We start from the raw sequence: 25,344 nt of genomic DNA, 5'->3' as shown, positions 1-25,344 counted from the left end.
GACCATGGACATCGGCGAGCTCACGGCCCTGCCGGCCTTCCGGGAGCAGGGCACCAACCTGCACCACGGCCTGCTGCTGGCCGGCCGCTTCTTCCGCCAGCACCCGTCCATGCAGCCGGTGCTGCTGGTGGTGACCGACGGCGAACCCACTGCCCACCTGCTGGCCGACGGCGACTCGTGGTTCAACTATCCGCCGGACGCCGAGACCATCCGCGTCACGGTCGCCGAGCTCGACCGGCTGGGCCGCGCCGGGGTGCAGGCGACGTTCTTCCGGCTGGGCAATGACCCGGGGGTGGAGCGGTTCGTCGCCCGGATGGCCCGCCGAATCGACGGCCGGGTGGTGGCGCCCGACGCCGGCGATCTGGGAGCTGCCGTTGTGGGGGAATACCTCCGCGCCCACTTCCGCGGACGCCCCTACGACGACGCCGACTGGGCTACATAGACGATCTGCGCGTCACCGCCTTACTGGAGATAATCCGGGGCCGCTTCCAGGCCGAAGTAATCCTCAAGGGTCTCCGTGCTGCTCATATCGAGGGCGACGTTCTTTCCCACATAGCGCAGATGCCATGGCTCGTAGGTGTAGCCGGTAGTGGCCTCGGCGCCGGCCGGATATCGGATGATGAATCCGTAATCCCGGCAGTTCTTAGCCGCCCACTGCCCCGCCGGGGTATTCGCGAAGCAGGCTTGCAGGGCGCAGGTTCCGCTGGCATTGCCGATGTCCATCGCCAGACCGGTCTGGTGCTCGCTGTAGCCGGCTCTCGCAGCCAAGGTATCCGCCGTCGCCTGTCCATACTGGCTCACGTAGCTGTCATAGAGGCTGGCCTGCTGGCTGAAGGACCGGTAGCCGCTGATGGGAATGATGTTCACGCCGGCCGCCTTGGCGGCCCTGGTCAATTGCTTGTAGGCGTCCGCAGCCTCAGCCCGCAACCGTTCCCCCTGGACCCTGACCAGCTGCGCCGGCACGTACGTTGCAGGGTTCAGCTGCCGGTGTTTGTTGACCACTACCTGCAGGCTGGAGGCGGAACTAATGTCGTAGCCCGCCGCGGCCACTGCCGCCACCGACGGTGCGATCATGCCGAGCGAAAGAACCAGCCCCGCCACGGCACCTGTCATCCTACTGATTCCTTTAAGCACGAGGGCTCCTAAGAAGTGTCCGGAACAGATGCGGGAACTCTATCGGTCTGCAGGGGCCGGGGTCGAGGGGGCGCGCGGGCTCGTCGAGGGTCGGGGCAGGCGAAGGGCATTGCACAACACCCGCTAAACGCAAGCGGACGACGGCGGGAGGTCCCGCCGTCGTCGTGCTAGCTGTACTCAGGCAGTAGTTTGGTTAGATTTGCCAGCGGTCTCAGACGCGCCCCTTGAGGATCAGGTTCCAGTACATAAACGGAAGCCCATAGCGCTTGAGGAGCCACATGTCGCTGCGTTCCTTCGTGGTGTCGATGAAGGGGATGCTGGGTGCGGGCTGCAGGGTGTAATCAAACTCAGCCAGCAGCATCTTCCCCCGTGCTGTCGTCAGCGGACAAGAGGCGTACCCTCCGTACTGGGCCTCCGGCGCCGCGCCTTCGAGGACGCCCAGCAGGTTCTTCACCAGCACCGGGGCCTGCTTGCGGATCGCCGCGCCGGTCTTCGAGTTCGGCGTGGACCCGGCGTCGCCCAGGGCAAAAATTTCCGGGTACCGCTTGTGCTGCATGGTGTGCTTGTCAACGTCCACGTAGCCTGCGGGGTTGGCCGGATCTGCCAGCGCGGTGCGCTTGAGCCAGTCCGGGGCCGACTGCGGCGGCACCACATGGAGCAGGTCGTAGTGCAGTGATTCCTCGGTACCTGCCGCGTTGTCCGTAATCACCGCCACGCCGGCGGCCGGGTCCACCGAGGTCATCTCGCTGTTGAAACGGACTTCGATGCCGTACTTCGCCACCACCCGCTCAAGCTCATCGGCGAACACCTTGACCCCGAACATGCTCGGCGTCGGCAGAACCATGACCACCCGGATCTTGTCCAGCACCCCCTGCTTCTGCCAGTAGTCGGCGGCCAGGTATGCGATCTTCTGCGGCGCGCCGGCACACTTTATGGGACCCGAGGGCTGGGTGAAGACGGCCGTTCCGGACTTCAGGTTCCGGATCAAGTCCCAGGTCTTTGGCGCCAGATCGAACCGGTAGTTACTGGATGCCGTTGGTGAGTCCAGGGCTTCGGCCATGCCAGGGATCTTGTCCCAATCCAGCTGGATGCCGGGGCTGACCACCAGATAGTCGTACGTGATCGAACCGCCGGAGGCGAGTGCGACACTGCGCCGCTCCGGGTCAATGTCCGCCGCGGAGTCCTTGATCCAGGCCACCCCCTGGGGCATGACGGAGGCCTGCGGCCGGACTGTCTCCGCCTGGCTGGCGGAGCCTCCCCCCACCAGGGTCCACAAGGGCTGATAGTAGTGCTGTTCGCTCGGCTCGATCACCCCGATATCGGTCCGCCCTGCACTGCGGAGCCGGGCTGCAACGCTCAGCCCCGCGTTGCCGCCGCCGATGATCAGGATCTCGTGGTGCATGCTCATGGATAAGACGCCTCTCTGGGAGCCGGGCGTCGCTTCGGCGCCGACGCCGGGTGTATCGGGGATTGATCGGGCTACGGAGAGCTGAAGAGCCGGTACCGGCAGCATCTTCGCCTGCGCGTCCGGACTCCGGCGCCTCCGTGCTTTTCAATCACTGTGATGACAATCATTATATACCCCCGGGGGTATAGTAGGATACCCCGGTGGGTAAGCTGATCAACAGTGCGCTCGACTCCAGTTGCGTCGAAGCAAGCGGGCGGCGACGGGCCGTGCCGCCGTCGCCCTCCCTACGCCCGCGGGGCGCGCGGGACTCGGAAGCGGTCGGATGTCAGACGAGTTTAGCTTCTCGATTATCATCGGATCCCGCGGTACTTCAGGCCGCAGCCCAGGGCAACGATACTGAGGCAGGAGAGTGCGGCGATGTAGTAGCCGGGGGCCATATTCTGTCCGGTCGCTTGGACGAGGAACGCGGCGATCATCGGGGTGAAGCCTCCGAAGACGGCGACGGCAGTGTTATAGCTGAATGACAAGCCGGTGGCGCGGGCCCGGGCGGGGAAGGCATCGGACATGACCGACGGCAGAGCACCGAAATAGATGGCCTTGAGTAGCGCGAGTATGACCATGACGGAGGCCAGGACGAAGAACGTGCGTCCGGCGTTGAGCCAAAGGAACAGCGGAATTACCGAGATTCCGATGGCGCAAGCTGCAGGAATCATTATTTTGGTTCTTCCGTACTTGTCCGACAAGTGCCCCACCATGGGAGTTCCGAAAGTCAGAATGATGCCGGTGAGAACGAGGCAGAAGAATGACGACGATTTGGGCAGCCCGAGTTGTTGGATGCCGAAGGTGGGCATGTAGTCGAGGATGAAGCTCATTGCAGTGGATACGACGAGGGCGCCGCCAGCGATAAGGATGCCCACTTTCTGGCTCTTGAAGAGGTCGCGGATCGGCTCGTGGCGTTCCGGATCGGGCCCGTGGTCTATGGGTGCTTCGTCGACGAATGTGCGGATGTAGTAGCCGGCAGGTCCAACCAGAAGTCCGAAGACGAACGGTATCCGCCAGCCCCAGGACATCATGTCCTCGTTTGACACCACCGTTGTGAGCGCGACAACGAAGATTGCTGCGGTCAGCGATCCCAGACCCTGACTGGCGAATTGGAAGCTTCCCAGGAATCCGCGGCGTTCTGAGTTTTGCGCGATGAGATAGGACGTTGCCGCGCCAAATTCACCGCCGGCGGAGAAGCCTTGAATGAGACGTGCCACGATGATCCCAATGGGCGCCAGAATGCCGATGGAATCATAGTTTGGCATGAACGCGATCAGCGCGGTTCCCAGCACCATGAGGCGGATTGTCAGCATCAGACCCTTTTTGAGGCCCTTCCGGTCGGCATAGGAGCCAAGGACCAGGCCACCCAACGGGCGGATCAGATAGGACGCGCCGAAAACTGCGAAAGCCTGGATGACCCCGGTGGCAGGATTATCGGATGGGAAGAAGTTCCTTCCTATGTAGATGGCCAGCAGCGCGTAGATGGACATGTCGAACCATTCGAGCGCATTGCCGATCGTCGCGGCCGCAATCCCGCGGACGGGCGACGCCATTTTTTGCGGGGGCGTCCTGTTTGGGGACGGGTCGCCGGCTGATGGTTTGGGGCCGGCGACGACAGTTCCTGTCGGGGATGCCTTTGGTGCAGGGTTCATTGTTTTGCTCCGGTATTTGGTTGGCTCAGGCTGTGGTCGCGGAGAGCGGAAGTTCGACGTTGACGCCGGTCTGGCCCAGATCGTAGAAGAGGCCGCAGGCGATCTGCAGACCCTGGCTGGCGATGGATGCCAGCATGTGTTCGTTGGGTGCGTGCTGGAGGCAGCCGGGATAGGAGTGCGGGATCCAAAGCGTCGGAAGACCCAGAATGCCCTCAAAGACGTGATTCGGCAGGGAACCGCCGATGTTCGGCAGCACCGTGGGCAGGATGCCGGTGGTGCTGTGGATGGAACGGCGTGCCCATTCCACCCAGGGATTGGCGGGGTCGAGGCGGCTCGCGGGAAAGAACGTGGTTTGGCGCACCCGCACCATTTCGAATCCGTGGTGGTCAAGATGGGCCTGGATGGTGGCTTCAACACCGTCCGTCGGCGTGCCTGCCACGAACCGGAGCTGGAGTATCGCACGTGCCGAGCCCGGGATCGCGTGGATCGGTGCTCCGATGTCGCCGGAGCCAAGGGCCAGAACCTCCAGGGCGTTCCAGCCGTAGACTCTTTCTGCTGGTGTGAGGCCGGTGTCCGCCCAGTCAGTGTCGATGTGCGGGTCCCCGGGAGCATGAGGAATGGCAATGTTGTTGAGCGCCGTTTGCACGGACTCGGGGATGCTTGTTGGAAGCAGCTCCGGCAAGAGAATCCTTCCGTGCCCGTCGACTAGGGTGCCGATGGCGGCCGCCAGTGTGGTCCCCGGGTTGCGCAACAGACCTCCCCAGTTGCCCGAGTGGTAGCTGCCGGCCCGGAGGTTGACGTCCAGTTCAAAGGTGATTCCGCCCCTCGATCCAAGAAAGATTGTCGGCGAGTCCGCGCTCAGTCTGGGGCCATCTGATGCAATGAAGACGTCCGCTGCCAATTTGTCTTTGTAGACCGAGGAAAATTCACCCAGCGAGGGCGACCCGATCTCCTCGCCGCATTCAAACAGGAACTTCAGATTGAAGCCCAGGTGGCCGTTGCTTTCCAGCAGGATGCGCAGCGCCGCAAGGTTGATCAGATGCTGTCCCTTGTTGTCGGCCGTTCCGCGGCCGTACCAGCGGTCGCCGTCAGCGTCGAGAATCCACGGGCTGCGGTCGTCGTCCCAGCCATCGTCCTGACCACCGACAACATCTGCGTGCCCGTAGCAAAGGACTGTTGGAAGTTCCTCGGACTCGAATCGGGTGCCGATCAGAAACGAGTTGGCCCCGCCGTTCCAGTGGGGATGAAGCTCAGTGTCGCAGCCGAGCTCGGCCAGGGCTGGAACGAGAACATCTTCTAGATATGCCTTCAAGGCAATTCGTCCGGCTGCGGTAGCACTCTCCGTCCGGTACGAAACTAGGCGCTTCAGCTCCTCGAACAGTTGTCCGTCTGAAACATATGCCTCTGCAATGCTTGATATTTCCTGCGGAAGGGTCATGGTCGGTGCTCCTGGGATAGTGCCTTGTGCCGGGTGAACGGAATCAACGTTAGGAGTGCGCCAGCTCACAAACCAGCATCGTTTTATCAAGTGGCGTTGACTTCAAGGCAAACCGGAGCTTAGATGGGGCCAATGAGGATGCTGCCCACTGCACTGCTCTATTTTCATGACGTGGCCCGAACCGGTTCAATTACGGAAGCTGCCATCGCCCAGCACGTGTCGGCGTCCGCCATTAGCCGGCAGATAAGTAACTTGGAGCGCACGATCGGCGTCACGCTGTTTGCGCGGCATCCGCGAGGAATGACGTTGACGGAGGCTGGACGGCTCCTACTTGCGCACGCTCGGCGAAGTGAAGCCGAAGGAGAGGCGCTGATCCGGGAACTTCAGGATTTTGACAACCGGCAAAAGCGAATTATCAACGTTGTCAGTTCTGAAGGGCTTGCCAGGTGCAGGGTTCCCCAGGCGATCGCCCGATTCACCGTGGACTATCACGACGTCGACTTTCACCTGGACGTGGTCTCTTCAGTCGGAGCGACGCGGATGGTCGTCGACGGCCAGGCAGACATCGCCGCTGTGTACGCGCTGGGGCTCCAACGTGATGTGACCGTTGAGTTTTCTGCGGCCGCTCCGGCCTTCGCCGTGGTAGCCACAGGACATCCGCTCGCGGATCGAAGCAGCGTGAGCCTGGACGAACTGTGTGCATATCCGCTGACCCTTCCCGCCAAAGGCCTTAGCCAGCGAGAGCTTTTCGACATAGCCGTGCAGATGGAACAGATATCGCCGCGGATTGCACTGTCAGCCGATCAGGTCAGCGCTGCCTTGGAATTCGCCCGGGCAGGAGCCGGGGCGGCATTGATGAGCCGTCTTGTGGCTCGTCCGGAGGGGGAGGACGGGCTGGTCTTCGTGGCTATCGATCATCCGGTATTTCACCAGCGGCAGGCGCAGATTCAGACGATGGCTGGCCGACGCAGACCTGCGGTGCAGACGGCCTTCATTGAAGTCTTGGCAGAGGTTCTTGCTGAAGGCTAGCGCAGGAGAAAGACAACAACCGGGGGTCCTGGTGCGTGGGGCGCAGCCTTAGGTCCGGGAATTGCCCGGGCCCGACTCCAGCAGCCCGCCGCCGGCCCAGCGCTTGAGCGCGAGCTTCTCGGCGTCGTCGAACTCCATGAGCGCCAGACGGCAGAGCTCTTCGACGTTCCTGGCCCACGCGGCGGCGAGGTCCCTAGCGGTCATGTCGTCGGATAGGGAACCGCCGGCGTACACCACGCCCTGGATCACGAAGTTGACGGCCGAGCGGGAGACCGGCTGTCCGGCCGCCACACAGTCGTCCCGGACGGACCGGGCGAGTTCGCTGCGGTTGCCGGGGTGCTCGCGGAGCTTCGCCTCCAGCGAGACGAAGACCTGCCGGAACTGATCGGCGGAGAGGGCCGGCACGTCGGTGACCCGGGTGACCTGCTCCTCGATCGCCGGCCTGCCTTCGGAGGCCAGCGAGGACAGCTCCGGCGAGAACCGCTTCGCGTCCCATACCCAGCCGGGCGACGGCGTCGACGAGTATTGGACGCCCTGGCCGATCTGCGCGATCCAGGCCCCGAACTTTCCGTGGCCGCCCCAATCGGTCTTCAGTGAGGGGTCAGCCGTCAGGGCCCTGTGCGCTGCCACGGCCCCGGTCACCGGCCCCGGCGCGGCCTGCACCAGGGCCCGGACCTCGTCGGCGGCCGTCGTCGCGGCCACGGAAACACCCGGCGCGGTGCGGAGCGGGGCGGCGAGTCCGGCGGACGGCACCATGCGGGGGATCTCGGCCGAGGTGCCGTTGAGGATTGCCACGAAGTCGTGGGACTCCACCACACTGTCGGCCATCTCCCGGTACGCGAACGCCACAGCCCCGGCCGCGATGACCGTCGTCATCCGGTCGGCCGCCCGGAACCGCTGGACCAGCGAGGTGAAGTCCGCATCCGCCGAGGCAACGAAGAATTCCTCAACATGCGCCGCGCCGGACAGCGCATCCATCGCGTCCAGGACCAGGTTGATGTCGGTGCTGGACTTGCCGCGCTGCGTGAGGGAGGGGCAGTCGATCACGCGGAAGCCCGCCCGGGTCCAGTAGGGCCGGTACTTGGAGTAGATCACCGGGTTGAGGTAGCAGTTGCGGATCAGGAAGCGCCGGGATTCCGCACCTGTGCCGCCGTCGGCCAGCGCTTCCGTCCAGTGCTTGGGATCCTCGGCGAACCTCTTGGCCGCGGCGGGGTCCAAGGCCATCAGGCCCGTATAGACGTTGTCGAAGTCCACGAACATCGCGGCGCGGATGCCAGGCCGCCGGGACTGGGGGAGGGGATCACTCATCGGCTCAGTGTGTCAGCACGAGGGCGGACGTGCCAGATGTGTCGTTCCCGTTGGCGCCGGGTTGCGCCGGCAGTCCCGGTCCGCTCGGGAAGCGGCGGGGTTGCCGCCCCGCGCCGCTTAGTCGACCGTTTCTTGCACCTCACGTGACGTCAGGAACTAGCGTTGTCTGCATGGCAGAGTCAACCGGTCATGAACCACTGTGGAGTATCGGTGAACTTGCGAAAGCGTGCGGCGTCACGGTCCGGACACTCCATCACTATGACGAGATCGGGTTGTTGTCCGCACGCAGGAGAACGGCTTCCGGCCACCGCCGCTACACCGAGCAGGACCTGCGGAGGCTCTACCGGATCCGGGCCCTTCAGATGCTCGGTTTGCCACTGGCCGAAATCGGCACCGCGCTGCAATCCACGGACGATGACCTGGCTTCACTGCGGAGACTCCTGCAACAGCAACTGGTTCATGTTCGTCGCCATGTCGAGCAGGTCCAGATGCTCCAGGACCGGTTAGGGAATCTGCTGTCCCGCCTCGACGGGTCGGAAACGCCGACCCCGGAACAATTCATGTCAACGTTGGAGATGATCGCGGTGCTCGAAAACCACTTCACCCTGGAACAGCGCCAGGAACTGGCGGCCCGCAGGCTTGAACTCAGTGAAGACCGGGTCGAGGAAGCCAAACGCCGGTGGGCCGCCCTGGTCGAGGAAGGCCTCCGGCACGTGGAGGCCGGCACACCGGTCTCTGAGCCAGCCGTCCAGGACTGGGCAAGCTCCTGGGACGAAGTGGGTTCAATGTTTCACTCCGGCGACCAAACCAAAGCCGCGGCACGGGCCATGTGGCAAGACAACAGTGAGGCCCTTAGCGCCAACCTGCCATGGTCCACAACTCAACTGGCCGGTCTGATGGCCTACCTCCAGAGGTCGCGGACACAGCCCTGAGCGGGCAAGGCCGTGTCCCCCTGTGACTTCCATATGTTTTGCCTGTGGATCCTCCGCCGGTCCTTGCGCGGGTCTGGTTGCCTGCGGCAAGCTGTTTATTAGTTGGCGACTTGATCAATAACCAGGGTCCGGCGGCGAGGATGCCGGTGGATCTTGACGCGGCGATGTCGCCGCCCAGGCAGTAGCCCGCAGAACGGGAGGGCACGTCACATGAAACGTGCAGCATTCGGATCAGCTAAATTTCGCGCTATCGGCATTTATTCACTGATTGCCGTGGTGGTCATTCTTGGAATTTCGCTTGTTTTCATTTACCGGGCGACCGTTATGCCGAACCCTGCGTCGGGTCCGGGAGCGTCGGCACCTCCAGAGGCTTCGGGGCCTGCGGGCACCAATCCCGCGGTGAGCCGCGGGACCTACCAGAAGGTACCGAATCAGGTGCTGTTTGCGCTCGACCCTGCCGGTAAGCCGAATATTTCCGGCGACCTGACGAATATCAAACAGGGCGACGTCGGAGATTGCTATTTCCTGGCGGCTCTGCTGACGGTGGCCGCGCGGGAGCCCGACACCATTCAAAACATGGTTCACGACAATGGTGACGGCACTTACACCATTTCATTTCACAGCAAGTACGACGGGGTGCCCAATCCGGTGCAGGTGACGGTCAACGGTGACCTCCCGTATCGCCGCGGCAAAACCGTCGAAAATGGCATCGAAAATATCGGTGGCAAGAACGTTTCATGGGCGGCGATTATCGAGAAAGGCTGGGCGGCCGCGAACGGCAACAGCTATAAAGGCATCGAAGGCACGGACCTCAGCAACGCTCAGGATCACGATGTGCACAATGGCCTCTATGCCATCACCGGCAAAGTGGGAGTCGACCGCAACCCCGGCGGCCCCATGACGCAAGTGAGCTTTGAGCAGGTGCAGCAGGACTTCACGAACGGCCTTGTCACGCTGGGGACCTCAAACTCCGACGGCAAACTCGTATCCGACCACTCCTACGCAGTGCTGGACGTGAATGCCTCCGACCAAACCGTGGTGGTGGGAAATCCGGAGGGCGGCCAGGAGACGCTGTCGTTTGACGCGTTCCGGTCCACGAACATCAACCAGTACATCGCGATCCCAACCTATCCCTGAGAAGCAGGCAGCTGAACGAACGACGGCGGGCAAGCGCCGCTGGCGGGATTCACGGATCCCAGGGAAGCACCCGCCCTGCGGTTCGGAGCCGGTTCGGAGCGGGTTCGGCTATCCGGCCTCGGCCGCTGCCCGGCCCGTCGTCGTCGATGCGCGCCCCTCCTCCAGAAACGCGATCGTGCTGGTGCCACGGGCGAGACCCGCAACGCGAACGATCCGTCCTCGCAGGACCGGCAATGTTTCACTTTGTTCGATATTGTTTTTATTCGAACGTTAGTGTACAAATATGAACATGACATGCATCACTACGACCTTCCTGGCCGACGGCCGGGAGATCCTCTACTTTGACGATGCCGGCACAGCGGAACGGTCCCCCGAATCCCTGACGGACCACCGCGAACTGCCCGTCCGCCCCGACCCGGGCCAGCTACGCTTCGACGCGCTCAGCCGGGAATGGGTCGCCGTCGCCGCTCACCGGCAGTCCCGTACGCACCTGCCGCCAGCGGACCAGTGCCCGATCTGCCCGACGACGCCGGCCAACCTGACCGAGATTCCGGCTCCGGACTACGACGTCGCTGTCTTTGAAAACCGCTTCCCCTCGCTCGGGCCGGCCACGAGCGAGCTCCCGGCGGCACTTGCCTGGGGAACCTCGACGCCGGCCGTGGGCCGCTGCGAGGTGGTGGCGTTCACCCCGGAGCACACCGGGTCCTTCGCCGAACTGGGCTGGCGCCGCACACGGACCGTGATTGACGCCTGGGCCCACCGGACCGAGGCCCTCAGCGCGCTGCCCGGCATCCGGCAGGTATTCCCGTTTGAAAACCGGGGCGCCGAGATCGGCGTCACCCTGCACCACCCGCACGGGCAGATCTACGCCTACCCCTACGTGACGCCGCGTGCCGCCGTTCTGGCCGCCGCGGCCGGCGCGTACTTCGAGGCTTCGGACGGCACGGCGACGCTCGCCGCGTCCGTGCTGCAGGCCGAGCGCAGTGACGGCAGCCGCATGGTCCTGGAGGGCGAACACTTCAGTGCCTATGTGCCGTTTGCCGCGCGCTGGCCGCTGGAAGTCCACCTCGTCCCGCACCGTCAGGTTCCGGATCTGGCCGCGCTGAGCGGGGCCGAACGCGATGAGCTGGCGCACCTCTACCCGGATCTCCTGCGGCGCTTCGACGCCCTGTACCCGACGCCGACCCCCTACATTGCGGCCTGGCACCAGGCCCCTCTGGAGACGGAGATGCGCCGGGCCGGCCAACTGCATCTGCAGCTGACCTCCCCCCGGCGCGCCGCCGACAAGCTCAAGTACCTGGCGGGCTCCGAAGCGGCGATGGGGGCCTACATCAACGACACTACTCCCGAATCGGTCGCCGCCCGGCTACGGGAAGTGGCCAGTGAAGTGGCCAGTGACGTCGCCGGCAAACCGGCCGGCACCGCAACCCGCACCACCCTGACCCCGGAAGGCGCCCCTGTATGAACACGACCACTCGCGCGGACGCCCATCCGGACAGCCTGATCAGCCGCTTTGAGGCCGCCTTCGGGGCCGCCCCGGACGGCGTCTGGGCCGCCCCCGGGCGGGTGAACCTGATCGGTGAACACACCGACTATAACGAGGGCTTCGTGCTGCCCTTCGCCATCGACAAGCGGGCGACGACGGCGGTCCGGCTCCGGGACGACTCCACTGTCCGGCTGTTGTCCACCTCCGGCGACGACGGCATTGTGGAGGCCAGCGCCGCGGCCTTGGCGCCCGGCCGCGCGCCCGGCTGGGCCAAGTACCCCCTGGGCGTCGTGTGGGCGTTGCAGCAGCGCGGCGTCGAGGTTCCGGGCTTCGATCTGCTGCTGGACTCCGATGTCCCGCTGGGGGCGGGGCTGTCATCCTCCCACGCGATTGAATGCGCCGTCGTGACGGCCCTCAACGAACTCACCGGTGCAGGGCTTTCGGCCCAGGAGATGGTCCTGCTGACCCAGCACGCCGAAAACGCGTTTGTCGGCGCGCCGACCGGCATCATGGACCAGTCGGCATCACTGCGCGGCACCAGCGGCCACGCCGTCTTCCTCGACTGCCGGGACCAATCCGTTCAACTCGTGCCGTTCGAGGCGCAGGAGTCGGGGCTGGTCCTGCTCGTCATCGACACGAAAGTCTCGCACTCCCACGCCGACGGCGGTTATGCCTCCCGCCGCGCCTCCTGCGAGCTCGGCGCCGAGGTCCTGGGCGTCCGTGCCCTGCGGGATGTCGCCGTCGCCGACCTTCAGAACGCCAGCGAGGTGCTCGATCCGACCACCTTCCGGCGGGTCCGCCACATCGTCACCGAAAACGACCGCGTTCTGCAGACGGTGGACACCCTCCGTTCCCAGGGACCGGCCCATATCGGTCACCTTCTCGATGCCAGCCACGCCTCAATGCGCGACGATTTTGAGATTTCCTGCCCCGAGCTCGACCTCGCCGTGGACACGGCCCGGACCCACGGCGCCATCGGTGCCCGCATGACCGGCGGCGGGTTCGGTGGCTCGGCGATCGCCCTGACTCCCGTGGAGCACGAGCAGGACGTCCGCGACGCCGTCGTCCGCGCCTTTACGGAGGCGGGATTGACCCGGCCGGAAATCTTCACCGTCACCCCGGCGGCCGGAGCGGAGCGCATCCAATGAGAATCCTGGTCACCGGGGGCACCGGTTATATCGGTTCGCACACCGTTCTGTCCCTGCAGGAAGCCGGCCATGAGGTGGTGGTGATCGACAACCTGGTCAACTCCAGCGAGGAATCGCTGCGCCGGGTTGCCGAGCTTAGCGGCAAGCCCGTGGCCTTCCGCCGGGTGGACCTGGTTGATGAGTCGGCGGTGGATGCCGTCTTCACCGAATACCTGGTGGATGCCGTCATCCACTTCGCCGGTCTCAAGGCCGTCGGGGAGTCCGTCCGGGAGCCCCTGATGTACTACCACAACAACCTCGTGGGCACCCTGAACCTGCTCCGGGCGATGGAGCGGCACAATGTCCGCTCGATCGTCTTCAGCTCTTCGGCGACGGTATACGGCGAACACAACCCGATCCCCTACGTGGAGAAGATGGAGATCGGCGCCAACAACCCCTACGGCCGGACCAAGGAACAGATCGAGGACATCCTTGCCGACCTCGGAGCAGCGGACGGCCGCTGGCACATCGCCCTCCTGAGGTACTTCAACCCCGTCGGCGCCCATCCTTCCGGCCGGATCGGCGAGGACCCGCAGGGCATTCCCAACAACCTTGTACCGTTCATCGCCCAAGTGGCGGTGGGCCGGCGCGAGAAGCTGATGGTGTTCGGCGGCGACTACGACACCCCGGACGGCACCTGTCTGCGCGACTACATCCACGTGGTGGACCTGGCCGAAGGACACGTCGCCGCGCTCGACCACGTGGCGGCCCGCGCCGGCGTCTTCCGCTGGAACCTCGGCTCGGGCAAGGGCTCCTCCGTGCTCGAAGTCCTGCACTCCTTCGAGAAGGCCGCGGGCCGTCCGATCCCTTACGTGCTCACCGGACGCCGCGCCGGCGACCTCCCCGCCTTCTGGGCCGACTCGGCCTCGGCCCTGGCGGACCTGAGCTGGTCCACCACGAGGACTGTGGATGAGATGTGCGCGGACCACTGGCGCTGGCAGAAGAACAACCCGCACGGCTACAACGCTTTGGGTGCACCGCACCTGACGGAATAGACCGCCGGCCAAGTACTCAATCCGGATATGACCGGTCTCGCTTACGTCAGCCGGGGCGTCCGTGGGGGAGTTGTCCGGCGGGAACCCGTTGCCTCAAACGCGGCGGCCAGGCTCAGCAGCGAGGTGTCGTCGTAAGCCCGGCCCGCGAGGGTCAGCCCAACGGGCATGCCGGTGTCGGCCATCCTGCCGATGGGCACCGAGACGGTCGGGATGCCCAGATGGCGCGGCACGAGGTTGCCGTTGGCGACCCAGACGCCGTTGCGCCATCCGAGATCTGCCGAGGCCTCGTTGACGTCCATGTCGGCAGGCCCGACGTCCGCGGCGGCGGGAAACAGCACGGCGTCCAGTCCGAGTCTGTCCATCCATTTCTCCAGGTCCACGCGGCGGGTCTCCTCCAGGCCCCGCACGCCGCCTTCGAGATGAGGGATGTCCGTCAACGATGCGGCGCCGTGCTCGCGGATGTGTCCCGGGTAGTTGGCGATGTCGTCATCAAAGCCGGTATAGCGGTCCGGTAGCGCGCCGTCCGGATGGGGGAAGATCGTTGCGCCGTCCACCGCAGCCAGGGTGTTCAGGGCAGGGTCGCCGTTTGCTGCGAGGAAGTCTTCCCAGGCCCAGGCCGAGAGATCCATGATTTCCCGCTGCAGGTATTCCGGGCTCACCAGGCCGCGCGTGGCGATCGTGGGTGCCCCGGGGCGGTCTCCTTCATAGTTGGATACCACCGGAAAGTCGACCAGCACAACCTCGGCGCCGGCCGCCTCGAGATCGCGCCGTGCCGCTTCCCACAGGTCCATGACCGAGCCGCGGGTATGGATGCGCTGGCCGGTCGGCCCACCGATGCCGGGTTTGTCGCTGGTGCCGGCGTCGGGGTCGGCGTTGACGTACATCCGCGGCACGCCCAGCCGCTTGCCCTTCAACACCGACCGTGCCTCGTGGGCATCTGCCGGTGCCAGCGCAGGGTAGGAGGAGGGGCGGAGCGACGAGGCGGCCGGGACGTCCACCCACGGCTGGACCCGCCAGAAGTCGCCGCGGGTCTGTGCGTCGTCGGCCACGATCACGTCGAGCACCTCGAGCAGGTCCGCCATGGAACGCGTGTGCGGTACCACCACATCCATGGTGGGCACCAATGGCCAGTTGCCGCGGACGGAAATGACCCCACGCGAGGGTGTGTACGCGCACAGCGCGTTGTTCGACGCCGGCGCGCGCCCGCTGGACCACGTCTCCTCCCCGAGGCCGAAGGCCGCGAAGCTTGCCGCCGTCGCGGTGCCAGAACCGTTGGAGGAGCCGGAGCCGAATGCCGCCGTGAGGAAATCGGCGTTGTAGGGGCTCTCGGCGCGGCCGTAGACGCCGCGTTGCATGCCGCCGTTGGCCATGGGCGGCATGTTTGTGAGGCCGATGAGCACCGCGCCTGCCGCCCGCAGGCGTTCGATGGTGAACGCGTCGCGCTGTGCCACGAGATGCTCGAAAGCAGGCGAACCGGCCGCGGCGGTGAGGCCCCTCACCAGATAGCTGTCCTTGGCCGTGTACGGGATGCCGTCCAGCGGGCCGAGCGTCGACCCCCCGGCCCGGCGTTCGTCAGAGGCCCGGGCGTCCGCCAGCGCATCGGGGTTCATGACGACGAGCGAGTTCAGCGTGATGCCGTTGCTGTCGTAGGTTGCGATGCGGTCAAGGTATGCCCGGGTGAGTTCCTCACTGCTGGCCCGGCCGGACTCCAAAGCCTCACGCAACTGGGCGATGGACGCCTCGACGACGTCGAAGGCCGCCATCATGCCACCGGCCCGTCGAGCGTGGGCTGCTGCTGGGTGATGCAGTGGATGCCCCCGCCGCGGGCCAGGATCGGGCGGGCGTCCACGGTCACCACGCGGCGCCCCGGGTATGCCTCCGCAAGGATTTCCGCGGCCATCGCGTCCGCCCTCTCTTCGCCATAGCCGCAGGCGATCACGCCGCCGTTGACCACAAGGTGGTTGACATAGCTCCAGTCCACGTAGCCTTCCTCGTCGCGCAGTGTCTGCGGGGCCGGCAGCGGGAGGATCCGGAACGGCCTGCCTGCGGCGTCCGTCTGGGTTTCGAAGAACGCTTGCAGGGTGCGGCTGACCTCGTAGTCAGGATGCTCCGGATTCATCTGGGTGTGGAGCAGGACCCGGCCGGGGGAGGGCAGGGTGGCCACCATGTCGATGTGGCCGCGGGTGCCCAGATCCTCGTAGTCGCGGGTCAGGCCGCGCGGCACCCAGACGGTCTTGCGGGCGCCGATGGTGCGTGCCAGCTCTGCTTCGACGCGGGCTTTGTCCGCGTACGGGTTCCGTCCCGGGTCCAGATGTACGGTTTCGGTCACGAGCACGGTGCCCTCGCCGTCGACGTGCATGGCGCCCCCTTCGTTGACCAGCAGAGAGCTGACGAGCTCAGCACCGGACTTTGCGGCCACGAAGCGCGCCATCCCGGCGCTCTTCTCCCATTCGGACCACTTGGGTGCACCCCAGCCGTTGAAGACCCAGTCCACCGCGCCGAGGACGCCGGGACGTTCGTCGTCGACGACGAAGGTCGGTCCGACGTCGCGCATCCAGAACTCATCGAGCGGGGCTTCAAGCTGTTCTATGCCGCTGCCCAGCATGTCGGCAGCCCGCTGCCGTTCGCTGGGATCCACCACCATGGTGACCGGCTCAAATTCGGCAACCGCGTGGGCGACGGCCGTCCAGGCCGCGTAGGCTTCCTCGGCTGAAGCGGCGTCGTCGCCCAGGGTCAGCCCGGTGCGCGGGAACGCCATCCAGGTTCGATCGTGAGGTGCGGTTTCAGCGGGCATTCTCCACGCCATGAGAAGGGCTCCTTAGTCCTTGTTGCGCCGGCACTGCACGCCTCCTCCCCAATGAGGGGCGCGCATAGGGTCGACGCCAAGCCGTTATTGATCAAACGATCAATAACGTTGAAAATTACTCTAGACTGTTAGGTGATGTCAAGCACGCAGAGGAAACGCGCCGTCCGAAAGGCGCCAGGGGAACGCGCCAGTGAAATTTCAGAGGCGGCCCGGACTATTGCCCTGGAGCAGGGGCTCGGGTCAATCACCCTGCGCAACGTGGCGGCTCGGGTGGGGGTGGCTTCCGGCCTGGTGGCGCATTACCAGCCCAATGTCGAGGCCCTTGTGGCGTCCACTTTCACCGGCATCGTCTCGGCGGAGGCGGCGGAAGTGCAGGCAACCCTGGACGGGATGCCGTCAGCCCGCGGGCAGCTCGCCTACCTTTTGGACACGCTGCTGGACAGCAGTCGCCTGGACGTCACGGCGGTCTGGGTGGATGCCTGGACCATGGGCCGGCGCAACGAGGCTTTGGCGGTATGCGTCCGCGATCAGATGGACGCTTGGCAGGCCATGCTGCAAGGCGTGGTGGAGGCCGGTATCGCGGCCGGTGAGTTCGAGACCTCCGACGCCGCATCCGTCGCCTGGCAGATTCTGGGGATGGTCGACGGGCTGAACGCCCAGGCGTTGGTGCGCTGGGACGGCGTCAATGACCGCGGCACCCACCTGGCCCGCGCGGTCGAAGGGATGGTGGGTGCGGCGCGCGGTTCGCTACAGCGGCTGGGTTCCTCCCAGGGCTGATGCCTTTCTGCCTCAGCCGCGGCGGCCGCCTGATGGGGGCCGCGCGCCACCGCCTTCGATGCGGTGCGGACGGCAGGGAATCACGGTCGGCAGTCGCGCTGTTCCGTGTAGCCGAAGGGGACAAGCTCGCTCAACCCGACGCGGAAGAGCCTGTCGTCAAGGCGGCTCACAAGGATGCCATGGGCGGCGAGCCCGACAGCGACTTCCGTCATCAGTTCCACCGCGGCATTGAGACCGCGGTCCATCGACTCCCGGTCCTGGGCGAGGACCTCAATGCTCTGCACGGTTTCGGTACCGGCCAAGAGATTCACGGCGCCGCCTCGCATACCGGCTTGGCGGAATAGCCGTCCGCCTTTTGATAGAGGGCCCGCCTGTCCGCGCCGTGGCCTGCGAGCCATAGGGCGCCTGCAGCCTGGGCGACGTCGTCCACATAGCCGGTCCGGATGAGATGCCCGTCCTTCCATACCTCCACCGGCCGGCCGACCAGGTTGCTCCAGTCGTGATCGTCGCTCATGATGTCGCCTTTCTTCGAGGAATGTGTTGGTGCGGTGCAAGTCCACGCACGATGACGTCCGTTTCCGGGCCCGGACGTGCTTCTTGCGGCCAGCGCACCGTCCCCAGTGGTGGGGCTGACGCCCTGACGGCGGGCCTGCGACGCCGCTTGCCGGTGTGCAGGCGGCAGAGGAGCGTGCAAATAAATGAATGACGTTCATTATTGGCTCAAGGCCGTGAGGCTGTCAACCGGGTGAGGGGAGTGTGAACAAATATGCCGCGCAACTCGATGGGGCGGGTGGAAAAGCCCATGGTTGAGCATTCCACCCGCCCGTTGTGCTTACAGTCGCTGTGCTATTCCACCCGGTCGAGCATGAATTGGATATCTCCGTCCACGACCGTGCCCAGGATGTTGCTGCCGGCCAATTCATCGGGGTCTGCTGTTAGCGGATCGCATTCAAAGGCAGTGAAGTCTGCGCGTTTGCCGACCGATATCGATCCGGTGCTGTGGAATAGGTCCGCCGCGCGCGCGGCGTGCGAGGTGTAGCCCTCCAGGGCCTGGAGGGCTGTGAGCGCCTGGCTTGGCCCGATGGGCGACTCGTCCGGCTGGCCGGCACGCCGTCGCAAACGGGCGTCGGCCATGATCGGCAACGGCTCGAACGGTGCGATGGGCCAGTCCGACCCCAGGGCCAGAGTCACTCCCTCCTTGCGCAGGTCCTGGCAGCGCCAGGCGCGGTCGGCCCGCTCCCTGCCCAGCCGCGTGGACCAGTTGTCGGTGTGGTCCGCCCGTGAGTAGTGGGTGCAGTGACTCGGCTGCATGCTCGCCACGACGTCCAGTCGGGCGAAGCGCTTGATCAGGTTGTCCGGGATGGATTCAATGTGCTCCACCCGGTGGACCGTCGCGGGAGTCGAGGAAGGCAGCGATTCCAGGGCGTCGAGCACATGTGCCACGCCGGCGTCCCCGATCGCGTGGGTCGCAGTCGGAATGCCGCGACCGGCGAAGTATCGGATTGCTTCGGCATACTCCTGCGGGCGCGGCCAGAAGGGGGCGGTGGATTGGCCGTAGGAGTCCGGTTCGAAGAGCCAGGCCGTGCCGTTGTCAATGGTTCCGTCCACGAAGAGCTTGATGGCATCCACCGACCAGCGGCGGCCGCCCTCCCGGAGCATCATCGCAAGTTCGGCCCACTCCGTCTCTCCGCTTCCGGGCATGCACCAGGCGGCGCAGCGCAGCCGCAGCGGCAGGTCGCCGTCGTTCTCCAGCGCGCGGTAGAGTTCGAGCGATCCCGCGCCGAGGTCCATGACGTGTCCGCCGGTGAGACCCGAGCGGGCAAAGCGGCGGAGCAGTTCCGCCAGCCGGGATTTCCGGGTTGCGAACGGCTGCGTCGGCGCGTGCCGCTCCACAAGGTCTACGGCCGCCGCCTCCAGCAGCAGTCCCGTCGGCACCCCGTTGCCGTCGCAGACTACTTCGGCGGCCTGTTCAAAGACTCGCGGGCCGGTGACGCCGGCAAGCTCCAGGGCGCGGACGCTGGCCAGCGCCGAGTGTCCGTCGAAGAGCCGGATCAGGGCGGGGCGTCCGGCGACGACGTCGTCGACAGCCTCCCGGTGCACGCGCGATGAGCCGAAGACGTTGGGGTCCAGCCCCCAACCCCGCACCCATCCGCCCGGTGCGGGGGCGGCGGCCTCAGCGTGCAATAGTTGGCGCACCTCGGCGAGGGTCCGGGCGCCGGAGAGATCCCGGCCGCCGGTCATATCGAGGCCAAGGACCGGATGGATATGGCTGTCCACCAGCCCTGGCGTCAGCGTGGCAGCACCCAGGTCAAGCACCTGGGTCCGGGCCGTCCGCCAGTCCCTGGCGTCGGTGCGGCTGCCGACGGCGGCAATCAGGCCGTCCTCTACGGCCACCGCCTGCACCGGTTCCGGCGTGCCGTCCAGCGTGTGGACGGTGTCGGCGAGCAGGATCAGATCAGGATTCATGGATTTCAAAACTTCCTATGCGTTCGAAGGTCGCGGGCCGCCGGGTGCGCAGCCTGCGGGCGGTGAGGAATCCCGCCAGGAAGACGGCAGGAGTGACCAGCAAAATAATGGTGTTGGTCAGGGTGTCGGCGAAGGTGAGCAGCTCGATGTTGACCGCGATCATGGCGACGACGGCGAAGAGCAGGACGGCGGAGGCGATACTCAGCGGAACGACCAGGCGGTTCGTTACCGCCGCGGGGTTCCGGCGAAGGTAGATGAAGGCGGCCACGGAGACCAGGCCCTGCAGCCCGACGATGCCAAAGATGCCGGGCGTGTTTACCCAGATCAGCAGCTGCTGGTATGGGTCTGCGCCGAGGACTGCACAGACAATGATCACGACGGCGGCGAGCAAGGACTGCAGTTGGCCGGCACGGTGCGGGGACTTGTATTTGGAGTGGGTCCTGCCCAGGAACGCCGGCAGGACGCCGTCGCGGGCCAGCATGTAGACGTAGCGGTTGATGGCGTTGTGGAACGCCAACTGGGAGGCATAGACGCTGGTGACAATCAGGACGTACATGACCACCTCGGCCCATGGGCCGACGTACTGGTTGATGGTCGCGAAGAACATTCCGTTGGAAAGCTGTCCCGCCGCCTGGACCACGTCGCCGTCACCGTACGCCTGGACCACGGTCCACACAATGAAGGCGTAGAAGACGGACATGAAGCCCACAGCGATGAAGGTCGCCCGGGGGACGGATTTGTCCGGATTCCGCGCCTCCCGCCGGTACAGAACGGTGGACTCGAACCCCATGAACGCGGCGAAGCAGATGCCCAGAATTGCCAGTACCCCAGGGTTGAAGGCATTCTCCGGGGTGAAGGAGGAGCCGCTGATCCCGTGGGCACCCCCGTGCGAGAGGATGCCCGCGCCCATCACTGCGAGGATGGCGGTTTCGGCGACCAGCAGGACCCCGAGCACCTTGGCGCCGACATCAATGCCGCGGTAGCCGAGGAACCACACGGCGGCCACGGCGCTGAGCGCCACGACCGGCCAAGGGACGTCGAGACCGAAGATGAAATGAAGCATGGACTGGGTCTGCACCGCAAAGAGACCGTAAACGCCGATCTGCAGGCAGTTGTACGAGACAATCGCCAGCACGGCGGAGGCCAGGCCCACCGTCTTGCCCATGGCCAGTGAAATGTAGGTGTAAAAGCCTCCGGCAGCCTTGACGTGCCGGGTCATGGCCATGAAGCCGATGGCAAAGATCGTGAGGACCGCGCCGGCGATCAGATAGCCGGCGGGGGCACCGATACCGCCGGTCGCAATGGCAACCGGAGCGACGCCGGCCATCACGGTTAGCGGGGCGGCCGCGGAAATGACCAGGAAGGCGATGCCGCCTGTGCCGATGGCATTGCGTTTGAGGCCGTTCTCGGCCGCCGTCTTGGACGGCTGTGTTTGGGTGTCGGACATGTGGGGGTTCCTTTGGAGGGTCAGGAGCTCTCATAAACGATAGCCTTTCGTTTATTATGGGTCCCTGTGACCCGGCGCACAATACTGAGTCCCAAAAATTGTGTAGGTTCTTAGGAGCCACTTGATTGGAGAATCCCATGGGCCGCCCGCTCGCTCCGCTGATATCCATCGACGGACTCGTAACCGCCAGCCTCGAACTGGTCGATGAGACCGGCGACTTCAGCCTGCCCAAGTTGGCGCGGCGCATCGGAGTCAGCCAGTCATCGATCTACAACCACGTCAGCGGACGGGAGGAGATCCTTGAGCTGATGCGCCGGCGCATCATCAGCGAGACCCCATATCCCGCACTTCAGGGGCTGAGCTGGGAAGACACCCTCCGTGTAGTGATCCGCGCCTACCGTGACGCGTTCGCCCGGCATCCCAGGCTGGCGCCGCTGATGGTCCTGCAGACGGTGCAGGACGTCAAGGTCATCGGCCTGTATGAGGATCTGGCCCTGGCGCTGGAGGGCGCTGGCTTTGAGGGCAAGGATGTCGTCTCGGCCATCACGACCATCGACAGCTTCGCCCTCGGTGCGGCCCTTGATCTGGCCGCGCCCGACGTCGTGTGGGCGCCGTCGGGCGAGGGGTTTCCGGCGCTCACACGCGCGCTCGAACATGCCGGACCACCCCGGCAGCGGGGAGAAGAAGCCTTTGACTTCGGGCTCGAAGTGATCATCGCCGGACTGCGCGCCCGGCTCTAGGGGCGGCGACACGGCCAAGAGCCCGCCAGGACGGAATCAGACCAAGCTCTGGCCGCGCTGGAAGGCGGAATTCTTCTGCCGCGGGTGATTCCTGGACATCGTGACGAGGCAGGCGGCGTCGTCCATAATTAGCTCAGCCGCGGACACCGGCAGCCGAACGCCGGAACAGGCCTGGATTGTTGAGGCCAGCACGTCGTTGCGTGGGGCCTGTTATGGCATGCGGTCGGCACGGAGGAAGGTCTGGGTTATGAGCACACCACTACCCCAAGTGCGCGTCCTGGCTTACAACGGGGAAGACATCGGGATGGGGTTCAACAGTGACAGCGGCCTGGCCATAGGCACCGCCTTGGACTTTGACGAACCGTCACGTCTGTCCGGACAGGAGGCCAAGGCAACCGCCGAAATCATCACAACACATGAGTCGCTGATGGAGTCGTTGGGCGTATCCGCGGAAGCGCAGGGGCGCTACGGGTTTGCATCTGCAAGCCTCAAGGTCGACTTTTCGAAGAGTACCTCCTACAACTCCGTTTCAACGTTCGTCGTGGCGAAAATGGTCGTCAATAACCAGGTCGTGCGCGGACGAAACTTTCGCATCAAGCAAGACGCGAAAGACCTGCTGACAGCCAGTCAGTTTGATGCGTTTTCCAGGGCCTACGGGGACTCGTTCGTACGGGGACAATTTCGCGGCGGGGAATTTTTCGCGGTACTCCGAATCACGTCACTGGATACGGCCGTGCAGACCGATCTTGCGGTGACATTGCAGGCGGAGATCAACGGGGTGATCGCTGGCGGCTCCTTCAGCGGCAAATTCAACGCGCACAAGGATCAGTCCCAGTCGCGGGCCGAACTGCATGTGGTGTTCTATCAGAAGGGCGGCGAGGGCGAAGAGGAAATCGGTACAACCATGACCGTTGACGAGGTGAAAGACCGCCTCAAATCACTCCCGACAGCTGTAGCCAATCATCCCTTCCCCTACGAAATTGAAGTTGCCACCTATGACACCGTGCCGATTCCGATTCCTACGAAGGTTCAGCAGGAAGCATTCCTGGTAGCGACGGCCGACGCCGACCGCCAAAGGCTCGCCTATCTCCAGAAGTACAACGACTTCACCTTTGCGGCGGAACATCCGGAGTTCTTTGAAAATCCGGCTCCCAGCGCCGAGCTTCAGGCCGCGGCACAGGCCTATGCGCGTGCGACGGACGCGGCTACTCGTCACGCCGTTCGCCTGTCGCGGGGTGAAATTGATCCACCTCAACTCTTTGACCCGGCCACGGCTGACCCTCCGCTGCAGTTTCCCACTCTCGAACTGCATCGGCGGATCGGCGGCGTGGAGGGCAGCTACGCCGACTGGTATGAGAAACGGAATCAGCCGGGGATACTTTCCGACGACCGGAAGCTGGTCAACCAGATCGCATTCGCTGTTGCCGGCCGGATCGACAACCTCGAAGGAATCGTGGATCCTGGCGGCGACGAACTGAAGACGGAGCACCTGCGTGGCGAGGCGCTTGCACAAGTCGTCAGCGAGCTGGATAAGTTCACGATCGAGTGGTACCCGGAGAATATGGGAATTACCTCGATCGCCCATCTTCCGACGATGATCGCAAGGGGCCGGCTCGCCGAACTTTCAATCACCGGCAGAAACAACGACGGCGCCCTGATGAGTTTGCAGGGCATTGAACAGCTGGAAAAGCTTGAGCACGTAAATGTTTCGGGGAACCGCATAGGCCAGCTGGAACCGGTCGCGGGACTTACCTTTCTGCGCGGACTCGACGTTTCGGACAATGACGTAAGCGACGTCGCGCCGCTCGGGCGCTGTCCCAATCTCGAATCGTTGAACATCGGCGGCAATCGGATCGCCGACATTTCCCCGCTGGCAGCGGCGAAGAACCTGAAGACCCTGTGCCTGACCGACGTCAAGTTCACAATCTGGCCTGACACCAAACCGGTCGGACACCTGATGGCAAAGACCGAATATGGAGTCTGGAGCGTGGAGACACACGACAACCCGCTCCAAGTCGCCACCGGCCTGGAGGATACCCAGGGCATTGCCAATCCCTTTTTGTCCCTGCATCAATTCAACGTGCGCTGGGGTGTTGTGAAGGACGGCCCGGATGCACAGTTTCACGGCACCGCGGCAAGAATTGGCTTGTCGCCCAAATTTGCTGTCCATCTGGTGCGCGGCACCGAGACGCTCGACGACGAGTGGAGTCTGGTCAGTGTAGGGGACGAGCCCGCCGGGCCGCTTGCCATGGAAGGATTCGGGGCAGACGGACCCCTGCCCCAGGGAGCGAAGCTGATCGCCTTGGTTAGTGAGGCAGCCAACTTCCTGATCTGGACGGCCGTGCTGGACGAAGACACCGCGGTCACACAAGCCGGCGCTACTTTCCTGCGCAACTCCGGCTTCACCACGTGCGACGTACTGCCTTAAACGCCAGAGGACGACGGCGGGAGTCACCTCCCGCCGTCGTCCTCTGTGTGTTTGCTAGGCGGAAACTGCCTCAAGGTTTGCTGCACCGTGGTTCAGGCTGAGCGTGAAGGTGCCCGGTCCGCTGGCGTGGACCGCGATGTTGCTCTTGGCGGTGTTGTGGCGCTCCGAGAGGTCGTGGATCAGGGCGTCCAGCTCGTGGTGCATCGTGGAGCGGTCCCAGAGCTTGTGGGTTACAGAGGTGGCAGTTTCAAACGTCATTGTTCAGTGCTTCCATTCATGAATCCGGATGTCCGGCTGCCGCACCGATGCGGAGCCGCCGTGGGGCCAAACCAGGAACGCCTGAGACCTCGGGGCAGCTCTGCGAGCTCACCGGTTTGGCCTCATTGCGTCCACCAGGATGGGTGCCCCTGGTTCACTGCGGACGCGTGGCGTCGGAGGGAACATCGGGGCTGCGTGACCGGGAGCCATGCTCCCTGCCCTGCCTTTCCATAGTGCACAGCGCCGCGCGGGCGGCTCAAGCCAGATGGCGAAAATTGCGCGTGAGACTCATCACAGGTGCCCTGCCGGGGCGAACGGCGACGGCGTCGCACGGGGTCCGTTCGGCCTACCGGCGGGGCCGCTTCCGCGGGAAGAGCGCAGTGGGCGTGTGCTTGCGGCTCAGGCCCCGGGCCGGAGCGCGGGTGACCGGCACCGGCCCTCCCGGCTCCGGCCCCGCTGCGGCGGCGGCGCGTCCGTAGCGGGCAGCCAACGGCGCGGCGCTCAATCCATGGGCAAGGACACTGAGCAGCACGGTGGCCGTGATCACGGCCACCGCCTGATCCGACGCGGGCCCGACGGCTTCCAGCGCCAGCAGCGCGAACACGAGGGATGCCAGGCCGCGCGGACCGAACCAGCCCACGAACAGGACGGTGTTCCGGTCCAGGCCGGTACCG

22 protein-coding genes and 1 pseudogene are annotated in these 25,344 nt (G+C 65.0%); 10 read left to right on the top strand and 13 right to left on the bottom strand.

Annotated elements, in window-relative coordinates:
* Nucleotides 1–442: vWA domain-containing protein (locus AC1DBQ_RS11185; RefSeq protein WP_476928566.1), on the top strand; the 442-nt coding region annotated here is incomplete at its 5' end.
* A 20-nt stretch (nucleotides 443–462) separates the two neighbouring features.
* Here the strand turns inward: AC1DBQ_RS11185 and AC1DBQ_RS11180 are convergent.
* The 4 genes from AC1DBQ_RS11180 to AC1DBQ_RS11165 all read right to left on the bottom strand — a co-directional run bounded on the left by AC1DBQ_RS11180 (nucleotide 463) and on the right by AC1DBQ_RS11165 (nucleotide 5,674).
* A complete protein-coding gene (locus AC1DBQ_RS11180) occupies nucleotides 463–1,113 on the bottom strand; it encodes a M15 family metallopeptidase (protein WP_476928565.1) in 651 nt (216 codons plus the stop codon).
* 232 nt (nucleotides 1,114–1,345) lie between these two features.
* Nucleotides 1,346–2,542 (bottom strand): NAD(P)/FAD-dependent oxidoreductase, encoded by a 1,197-nt coding sequence (locus tag AC1DBQ_RS11175; protein WP_476928564.1) that lies wholly within the window; start codon nucleotides 2,540–2,542, stop codon nucleotides 1,346–1,348.
* A gap of 350 nt (nucleotides 2,543–2,892) precedes the next feature.
* Nucleotides 2,893–4,236, bottom strand: coding sequence for an MFS transporter (locus tag AC1DBQ_RS11170; RefSeq protein WP_476928563.1), 1,344 nt, complete (start codon nucleotides 4,234–4,236; stop codon nucleotides 2,893–2,895).
* 25 nt (nucleotides 4,237–4,261) lie between these two features.
* Nucleotides 4,262–5,674, bottom strand: a complete 1,413-nt coding sequence (locus AC1DBQ_RS11165; protein WP_476928562.1) for a M20 family metallopeptidase — start codon at nucleotides 5,672–5,674, stop codon at nucleotides 4,262–4,264.
* A gap of 132 nt (nucleotides 5,675–5,806) precedes the next feature.
* Here AC1DBQ_RS11165 and AC1DBQ_RS11160 point away from each other — a divergent pair, with 132 nt between their 5' ends.
* Nucleotides 5,807–6,703, top strand: a complete 897-nt coding sequence (locus AC1DBQ_RS11160) for a LysR family transcriptional regulator (protein WP_476928561.1) — start codon at nucleotides 5,807–5,809, stop codon at nucleotides 6,701–6,703.
* A 48-nt stretch (nucleotides 6,704–6,751) separates the two neighbouring features.
* On the opposite strand, the gene AC1DBQ_RS11155 is transcribed toward AC1DBQ_RS11160, so the two are convergent.
* Nucleotides 6,752–8,011, bottom strand: a complete 1,260-nt coding sequence (locus AC1DBQ_RS11155; RefSeq protein WP_476928560.1) for an NYN domain-containing protein — start codon at nucleotides 8,009–8,011, stop codon at nucleotides 6,752–6,754.
* 170 nt (nucleotides 8,012–8,181) lie between these two features.
* Between AC1DBQ_RS11155 and AC1DBQ_RS11150 the strand changes: the two genes are divergently transcribed.
* The 5 genes from AC1DBQ_RS11150 to galE all read left to right on the top strand — a co-directional run bounded on the left by AC1DBQ_RS11150 (nucleotide 8,182) and on the right by galE (nucleotide 13,748).
* Nucleotides 8,182–8,943 (top strand): MerR family transcriptional regulator, encoded by a 762-nt coding sequence (locus tag AC1DBQ_RS11150; RefSeq protein WP_476928559.1) that lies wholly within the window; start codon nucleotides 8,182–8,184, stop codon nucleotides 8,941–8,943.
* A gap of 210 nt (nucleotides 8,944–9,153) precedes the next feature.
* Nucleotides 9,154–10,080 (top strand): C2 family cysteine protease, encoded by a 927-nt coding sequence (locus tag AC1DBQ_RS11145; RefSeq protein ID WP_476928558.1) that lies wholly within the window; start codon nucleotides 9,154–9,156, stop codon nucleotides 10,078–10,080.
* A 289-nt stretch (nucleotides 10,081–10,369) separates the two neighbouring features.
* Entirely contained in the window at nucleotides 10,370–11,545 is a 1,176-nt protein-coding gene (gene galT / locus AC1DBQ_RS11140; protein WP_476928557.1) for a galactose-1-phosphate uridylyltransferase, read from the top strand.
* Nucleotides 11,542–12,714: a galactokinase gene (gene galK, locus AC1DBQ_RS11135; RefSeq protein ID WP_476928556.1), complete on the top strand. Its 1,173-nt coding sequence runs from the start codon at nucleotides 11,542–11,544 to the stop codon at nucleotides 12,712–12,714. Before galT ends, galK begins: the two co-directional genes overlap by 4 nt.
* On the top strand, nucleotides 12,711–13,748 hold the full coding sequence (galE, locus tag AC1DBQ_RS11130; protein ID WP_476928555.1) for a UDP-glucose 4-epimerase GalE: 1,038 nt from the start codon (nucleotides 12,711–12,713) through the stop codon (nucleotides 13,746–13,748). Before galK ends, galE begins: the two co-directional genes overlap by 4 nt.
* Nucleotides 13,749–13,789: 41 nt before the next feature.
* Here the strand turns inward: galE and AC1DBQ_RS11125 are convergent, their stop codons facing one another.
* Together AC1DBQ_RS11125 and AC1DBQ_RS11120 are read right to left on the bottom strand one after the other, a co-directional pair.
* Nucleotides 13,790–15,511 (bottom strand): amidase, encoded by a 1,722-nt coding sequence (locus AC1DBQ_RS11125; RefSeq protein ID WP_476928567.1) that lies wholly within the window; start codon nucleotides 15,509–15,511, stop codon nucleotides 13,790–13,792.
* On the bottom strand, nucleotides 15,511–16,554 hold the full coding sequence (locus AC1DBQ_RS11120; protein WP_476928554.1) for an agmatine deiminase family protein: 1,044 nt from the start codon (nucleotides 16,552–16,554) through the stop codon (nucleotides 15,511–15,513). The genes AC1DBQ_RS11125 and AC1DBQ_RS11120 overlap by 1 nt, the downstream gene beginning before the upstream one ends.
* A gap of 135 nt (nucleotides 16,555–16,689) precedes the next feature.
* On the opposite strand from AC1DBQ_RS11120, the gene AC1DBQ_RS11115 reads away from it, so the two are divergent.
* A complete protein-coding gene (locus tag AC1DBQ_RS11115; protein ID WP_476928553.1) occupies nucleotides 16,690–17,331 on the top strand; it encodes a TetR/AcrR family transcriptional regulator in 642 nt (213 codons plus the stop codon).
* Between the two features lie 80 nt (nucleotides 17,332–17,411).
* Here the strand turns inward: AC1DBQ_RS11115 and AC1DBQ_RS11110 are convergent, their stop codons facing one another.
* From AC1DBQ_RS11110 to AC1DBQ_RS11095, 4 genes are all read right to left on the bottom strand, one after another.
* Nucleotides 17,412–17,642: a hypothetical protein gene (locus AC1DBQ_RS11110; RefSeq protein WP_476928552.1), complete on the bottom strand. Its 231-nt coding sequence runs from the start codon at nucleotides 17,640–17,642 to the stop codon at nucleotides 17,412–17,414.
* Entirely contained in the window at nucleotides 17,639–17,845 is a 207-nt protein-coding gene (locus AC1DBQ_RS11105) for a hypothetical protein (protein WP_116766260.1), read from the bottom strand. The genes AC1DBQ_RS11110 and AC1DBQ_RS11105 overlap by 4 nt, the downstream gene beginning before the upstream one ends.
* A gap of 332 nt (nucleotides 17,846–18,177) precedes the next feature.
* Entirely contained in the window at nucleotides 18,178–19,797 is a 1,620-nt protein-coding gene (locus AC1DBQ_RS11100; protein WP_476928551.1) for an amidohydrolase, read from the bottom strand.
* Nucleotides 19,787–21,244, bottom strand: a complete 1,458-nt coding sequence (locus tag AC1DBQ_RS11095) for an APC family permease (RefSeq protein WP_476928550.1) — start codon at nucleotides 21,242–21,244, stop codon at nucleotides 19,787–19,789. The genes AC1DBQ_RS11100 and AC1DBQ_RS11095 overlap by 11 nt, the downstream gene beginning before the upstream one ends.
* Before the next feature lie 137 nt (nucleotides 21,245–21,381).
* On the opposite strand from AC1DBQ_RS11095, the gene AC1DBQ_RS11090 reads away from it, so the two are divergent.
* The gene (locus tag AC1DBQ_RS11090) at nucleotides 21,382–21,984 is read left to right on the top strand and encodes a TetR/AcrR family transcriptional regulator C-terminal domain-containing protein (protein ID WP_476928549.1); all 603 of its coding nucleotides are present in this window, start codon (nucleotides 21,382–21,384) and stop codon (nucleotides 21,982–21,984) included.
* 247 nt (nucleotides 21,985–22,231) lie between these two features.
* The gene (locus tag AC1DBQ_RS11085; protein WP_476928548.1) at nucleotides 22,232–24,412 is read left to right on the top strand and encodes a leucine-rich repeat domain-containing protein; all 2,181 of its coding nucleotides are present in this window, start codon (nucleotides 22,232–22,234) and stop codon (nucleotides 24,410–24,412) included.
* 54 nt (nucleotides 24,413–24,466) lie between these two features.
* Here the strand turns inward: AC1DBQ_RS11085 and AC1DBQ_RS11080 are convergent, their stop codons facing one another.
* Nucleotides 24,467–24,670, bottom strand: a complete 204-nt coding sequence (locus AC1DBQ_RS11080; RefSeq protein WP_116766255.1) for a hypothetical protein — start codon at nucleotides 24,668–24,670, stop codon at nucleotides 24,467–24,469.
* 346 nt (nucleotides 24,671–25,016) lie between these two features.
* A pseudogene (locus tag AC1DBQ_RS11075) lies at nucleotides 25,017–25,344 on the bottom strand (cation:proton antiporter); the annotation flags it as partial.

The sequence above is a fragment of the Arthrobacter sp. 10T413_2 genome (genome assembly GCF_056394205.1).
The sequence above is the reverse complement of the archived record's forward strand: the minus strand, read 5'-3'. Positions and strand labels throughout refer to the sequence as shown.